This window comes from Nocardia sp. NPDC047654, from assembly GCF_043205035.1.
Classification (GTDB): domain Bacteria; phylum Actinomycetota; class Actinomycetes; order Mycobacteriales; family Mycobacteriaceae; genus Nocardia.
On record NZ_JBIDDF010000037.1, the window covers coordinates 1 to 5,830 of the forward strand.

Annotated in this window: 1 protein-coding gene; it reads right to left on the bottom strand. The window is 69.8% G+C overall.

Features of this window, described 5'->3' with window-relative positions; genetic code table 11:
- On the bottom strand, window positions 1–5,771 hold a 5,771-nt coding region (locus ACGF7Y_RS36395; RefSeq protein WP_393242461.1), incomplete at its 3' end, for an SDR family NAD(P)-dependent oxidoreductase.
- Between the last annotated feature and the right edge of the window lie 59 nt (window positions 5,772–5,830).

The following is a 5,830-nucleotide window of genomic DNA, read 5'->3' on the forward strand; positions in this document are numbered from 1 at the left end:
CGCACAAACCCGAAAACCCGATCACCAGGCACCAACCCCGACACACCCGCACCAACCTCCACCACCACACCAGCACCCTCCACACCTATCGCAGCGTCCGGGTCGGGGTAGGTGCCGAGCGCGATGAGTACGTCCCGGAAGTTCAGGCCCACTGCCTTCACGCGCACCCGCACCTGCCCCGGAGCCAGTGGCGCCCAGGCGTCCGGAAGTTCGCGCAGGCCGAAATTGTCCGGGCTCAGCGTGCCTTTCCCGATCGGCGCGAGTCCCCATTCCCGGCGGTCGGAGGGCGCAACGGTGCCCAGGAGCTCGGCGCCGCGCAGGCGGGCGGCGACCGCGTGCCCGGTGCGGTGGAGACGCGGTGCGTGGGGGACGCCGCCGCGGACGGCGAGTTGAGGTTCGGCGTCCAGCGTCAGCGCCAGTACGGCACTCTGCCGGAAGTGATCCCATTCATCGACGTCGACGAGGAGGATCCGATCGGGGTACTCGCTCTGCGCGGTGCGCAGCAACCCCCACGCCGCGGCCGCGGCCGGCTCCACGGGCTCACCGGCATGGACCGTAACCGCCCGCCGGGTCACCACGACAACTCGGCTGTCCCGGTCCAGTAGTTCCCGCACCCGCGTCGTCATGGCGGTCACCACCGCTCGCACGGTCGCGGGCATGTCGCCGTCGCCGCCTTCGTGCTGGAGGCGGACCACCGTCGCGACCCGACCCGCGACGTACACGGTCTTGAGGTCACCGGCAAAGTCCCAGTCGCCGGTGGCGCCCGGCTCGACGGCAGGCACGGCGATCCAGTCAAGTCCGTAGCCGACGGCGCGGTGTCGCGACGCGAAGGCATCGGCCGAGAGACTGCGCAGCATCAACGCACCGATCTCGGCGACTGGCCGCCCCGAGATGTCGGTGAGCGTCACCGCGATCCGGGTGTCCTGTGCCGCCGAGCCGGACACGGCGGCATGGACCCGCACCGTGGTCGCTCCCGTCGCATACAACCTGACGTTCTCCCACGAGAACGGCACAGCCACCGCACCGGCCACCGGTCCAGACGTCAGCCCGCCCAGCAGGATGGAGTGCAGCGCCGCGTCCAGCAGCGCCGGATGCACTCCGTACCCGCCGACCTGTGATCGAGCGGATTCGGGCAGCACGACCTCGGCGAAGACTTCACCTTCGCCACACCACAGCGCGGTCAGGCCCCGGAAAGCCGGACCGTACTCGTAGCCCAGTTCGGCCAGATCCGCGTAAGCGCCGGTGAGTTCCCGCGCGGTCGCGCCGGCCGGGGGCCAACTCGCTCCCACCGTGGCGGCTGATTGGCCGCCCGTCCGCGCGGTCACCGTCGCGGTCACGTGACGTACCCACTGAGCGGAATCGGGGTCGGCCCCAGGCTCCTCTCCGTCACGCGACCGCGAATACACCGTGACTGCCCGCCCGCCGGATTCATCCAGCCCACCGGCGACCATCCGCAATTCGACCGCACCCGTCGATGGCAACGGCAGGGGCGCCTCGATCACCAGCTCCGACACCGCGGGGCATGCCACGACCGCACCCACGTGCAGGACGAGCTCGACGAAGGCGGCGCCGGGGAACACGACCGCTCCGCCGACCGCGTGATCGGCCAGCCACGGATGATCCGCTCCGGACAGTCGACCGGTGAACACGACATCCGGCGAATCCGGCAACCGCAGCAGAGCGCCCAGCAGCGGATGGCCCGCGTCGTCCAGACCCGAGCGCGACACATCCGACACCCGGACCGGGGGCAACCAGTACCGCTGGCGCTCGAACGCATAGGTCGGCAGCGGTACTCGCTCGATCGCGCGGCCCGTGAACAGCGGCGTCCAGTCCACCGGCACCCCTCCGGCGCCGGCCTGCGCCAACGCGGTCACGAACCGATCCGCCTCGTCGGTCGAGCGTCGAGCGGCCGCCACCACGGTCGACTCCGCCTCCGCGGTCGGCGTTTCGGCGAGACACTGCCGCACCATGGCGGCCAGCACGGCATCCGGGCCGACTTCCAAGAACCGCCGGACGCCGTCCTCGATCAGGGTGGCGATACCCGGGGCGAACCGGACACACCCGCGTACCTGGGCAACCCAGTAGTCCGGGTCGGTCAGTTCGGCGTCGACCAGGGCGCCGGACACATTCGATACGATCGGGACGGTCGGCCGCTGGTAGGTCAAACCTCGGGCCACTCGGCGGAACTCGTCGAGCATCGGCTCCATCGAGGCCGAATGGAACGCATGGCTCACCCGCAGCCGGGAGGTCTGCACATTCGCTGTGGCCAGCCGATCGGCGACCGCGTCGATCGCGGTGGCCGCACCGGACAACACCACCGATCCCGGACCGTTCACCGCGGCGATCGACACCCTGCCGCCGAACTCGTCGAGCAGGTTCACTGCCCGTTCCTCGGGCATCGCCGCGGCCAGCATCGCGCCGTCGCCGGGTAGTGCGCCCATCAACCGCCCGCGCGCCACCACCAGCGCGCACGCATCCGGTAGCGACCACACTCCGGCGAGATACGCGGCGGTCAGCTCGCCGATCGAATGTCCGATGAGCACATCCGCGACGACGCCGAACGATTCCAGCAGCCGGAACAGCGCCACCTCGAACGCGAACAGGGCGGGCTGGGTGAGTTCGGTCCGGTCCAGCAGCCGAGCACCGTCCGGGTCGAAGACCAGCTCTCGCAGCGACCGGCCGAGCAGCGGATCGATATGGGCGCACATCTCGTCGAAGGCCGTGGCGAACACACCGAAAGCCGCGTACAGACCGGCGCCCATCCCGGCCCGTTGCGCGCCCTGACCGGTGAACAGGAACGCCGTCCGTCCGGCCACATTCGACTTCGCCGCGATCGCGCCCGTGTGACCGGCGGCCAATTCGGCCAGCCCGGCCAGCAATTCGTCCCGGTCACGCCCGACGACAGCGCCACGCCACGGCAGCTGTGCGCGGGAGGTGATCAGCGCATGAGCTGTGTCCCATGGTCCGGCGTCGGGATGGTGGGTCGCCCACTGCCGTAGCCGGTGGGCCTGCGCCCGCAGGCCCGACTCGGAATCGGCCGACACCAGCCAGGGCACGACAGTCTCGATACGGCGCCCAGGGGCGCGCACGACCGGGGACGGCGCAGCCGCGGGCGCCTCTTCCAGGATGGCGTGGGCGTTGGTGCCGCTGACACCGAACGACGACACGCCGGCCCGCCGGACGCGTTCCCCGGCCGGCCACGCCTGGGCTTCCGTCAGCAGCCGAACGTTGCCCGCCGACCAGTCCACATGGGGACTCGGCTCGTCCGCGTGCAGTGTCTTCGGCAGGGTTTCGTGCCGCAACGCCTGCACCATCTTGATCACACCACCGACACCCGCGGCGGCGATGGTGTGGCCGAGATTGGATTTGACCGACCCGATGAACAGCGGGCGACCGGCACGGTCGCGCCCGTAGGCATTGATCAGGGCGCGGGCCTCGATCGGATCGCCCAATGTCGTACCGGTTCCGTGCGCCTCGACCGCGTCCACATCACCGGGCGTCAACCCCGCGTCGGCCAGCGCCGCCGCGATCACCCGCTCCTGCGACGGACCGTTCGGCGCGGTCAAGCCATTGCTCGCACCGTCCTGGTTGATCGCGCTACCGCGCACGACCGCCAACACCGGATGCCCGAGGCGACGGGCGTCGGAAAGCCGTTCGAGCACGAGCACCCCGACGCCCTCGGCGAAACCGACGCCGTCGGCGTCGACGGAGAACGACTTGCAGCGTCCATCGGGCGCCAGGCCGCGTTGCCGGGCGAAATCGACGTAGAGATACGGACTGGCCGCGACCGTCACACCGCTCGCCAGTGCCAGCGAGGTCTCTCCCTGGCGCAGCGCGCGGGTGGCCTGGTGCAGGGCGACCAGCGACGACGAGCACGCGGTATCCACGGTGACGGCCGGACCTTCGAAGCCGAAAACGTAGGCCACCCGGCCGGAGATCACACTGTGTGTGGTGCCGGTGAGACGGTAACCCTCCAGTTCTCCGGTGACCCGCTCGCCGTAGCCGGATGAGCACGCTCCGGCGAAGACACCGGTATCGCTGCCGCGCAACGCGACCGGGTCGATACCGGCATCCTCCAGGGCTTCCCAGGTCGCTTCCAGCAGCAGGCGCTGCTGGGGGTCCATGGCGGACGCCTCCCGGGGACCGATGCCGAAGAATCCGGCATCGAAATCCGCCGCGCCGGACAGGAATCCGCCGCGCCGGGTGTAGGAAGTACCCGGTTTATCCGGGTCCGCATCGAACAGCCGCTCGAGATCCCAGCCGCGGTCGGCGGGAAAATCTGTGCTCGCGTCCGTGCCGGAGGCCAGCAATTCCCAGAGACTCTCCGGTGAGGTGACTCCGCCGGGGAAGCGGCAGCTCATGCCCACAATGGCGATCGGTTCATCGACTACACGCTTCGGGCGCGGAGCCTGCTCGGCGGATTCGTCCGCGGTGGTCGGCACCGCCAGGGAGCGCACCAGCTTCGCCATCGCGGTGGCGGTCGGGTGGTCGAAGACCAGTGTCGATGGCAGCTGGAGCCCGGTGGCTTCCGACAGCCTGTTGCGGAATTCCATGACTCCGAGTGAGTCGAATCCGATATCGCGGAACGGTTTGTCCGCCGGGATCGACTCGACGCCGGTATGCCCCAGCACCGCCGCGGCCTGGGCGCGGATGAGGTCGAGGACGACGCGGTCCTGCTCGGCAGCCGAACGACCGGCCAGCCGCGCGGCCAGCTGCGGACGCTGCGCCACCTCACCGGCGACCCGGCGACGGGACGGCCGCACCAAACCGCGCATCAGTGCACGGGGTGCCGTTTCCGCCAGTGCGTCGCGATCGACGCGGACAGCAACGAACGCCGACGCGCCACCCGCGAGTGCGGCGTCGAACAGCGCCATCCCCTCCCCCTCGCCCAGCGGCGGGAAACCCTCCCGCCGCAAGCGGGCGATATCGGCTCGACCGAGCGCGCCGGTCATGCCGGTGCTCTGCTGCCACAACCCCCAGGCGATGGAGGTCGCGGGTAGACCGTTCACGTGCCGGTGGTGTGCCAGCGCGTCGAGGAACGCATTGGCCGCCGCGTAATTGGCTTGCCCCGCATTACCGATCACGCCCGCGATCGAGGAATACAACACGAACATCGACAGATCCGCATGCCGCGTCGCCTCGTGGAGATTCCACGCCGCGTCCACCTTCGGCCGTAACACCTGCTCGATCCGCTCCGCCGTCAGATCGGTGAACAAGCCATCGGCCAGCACGCCCGCAGCGTGGACGACGCCGGTCAGGGGATGCTCGGACGGGATCGCCGCGAGCGTCGTCTCGAGGGCGTTCCTATCCGCCGCGTCACAGGCGACCACGTCTACGTGCGCACCGAGGGCGACGAGTTCCGCACGGAGTTCCCCCGCACCGGGCGTATCCGGACCGCGTCTGCTCGCTAATATCAGCCTGCGGACTCCGTAGTCGGTGACCAGGTGCCGGGCGGCCAACGCACCCAGTCCTCCGGTGCCACCGGTGATCAACACCGTGCCCTCGGGCGCCAGCGGCGTCGGCACGGTGAGCACGTTCTTCCCGATATGCCGCGCCTGACTCATCAACCGCAACGCCTCAGGCGCCTGCCGCAAATCCCATGCGGTGAGCGGGGACTGGGTCAAGATCCCGGCCTCGAACAGCTCTACGACCGACGTCAGGATCTTCCTCAGCCGGTCCGGCGCCACGTCCAACAGGACGAAACTCTGATACCGCAGTCCCGGGTGTTCCGCGGCTACCTGCTCGGGGTCGCGGCGATCCAGCAACCCCATCTCCACAAACCGTCCACCAGGCCTCAGCAACCGCAACGACGCATCCACGAACTCCCCTG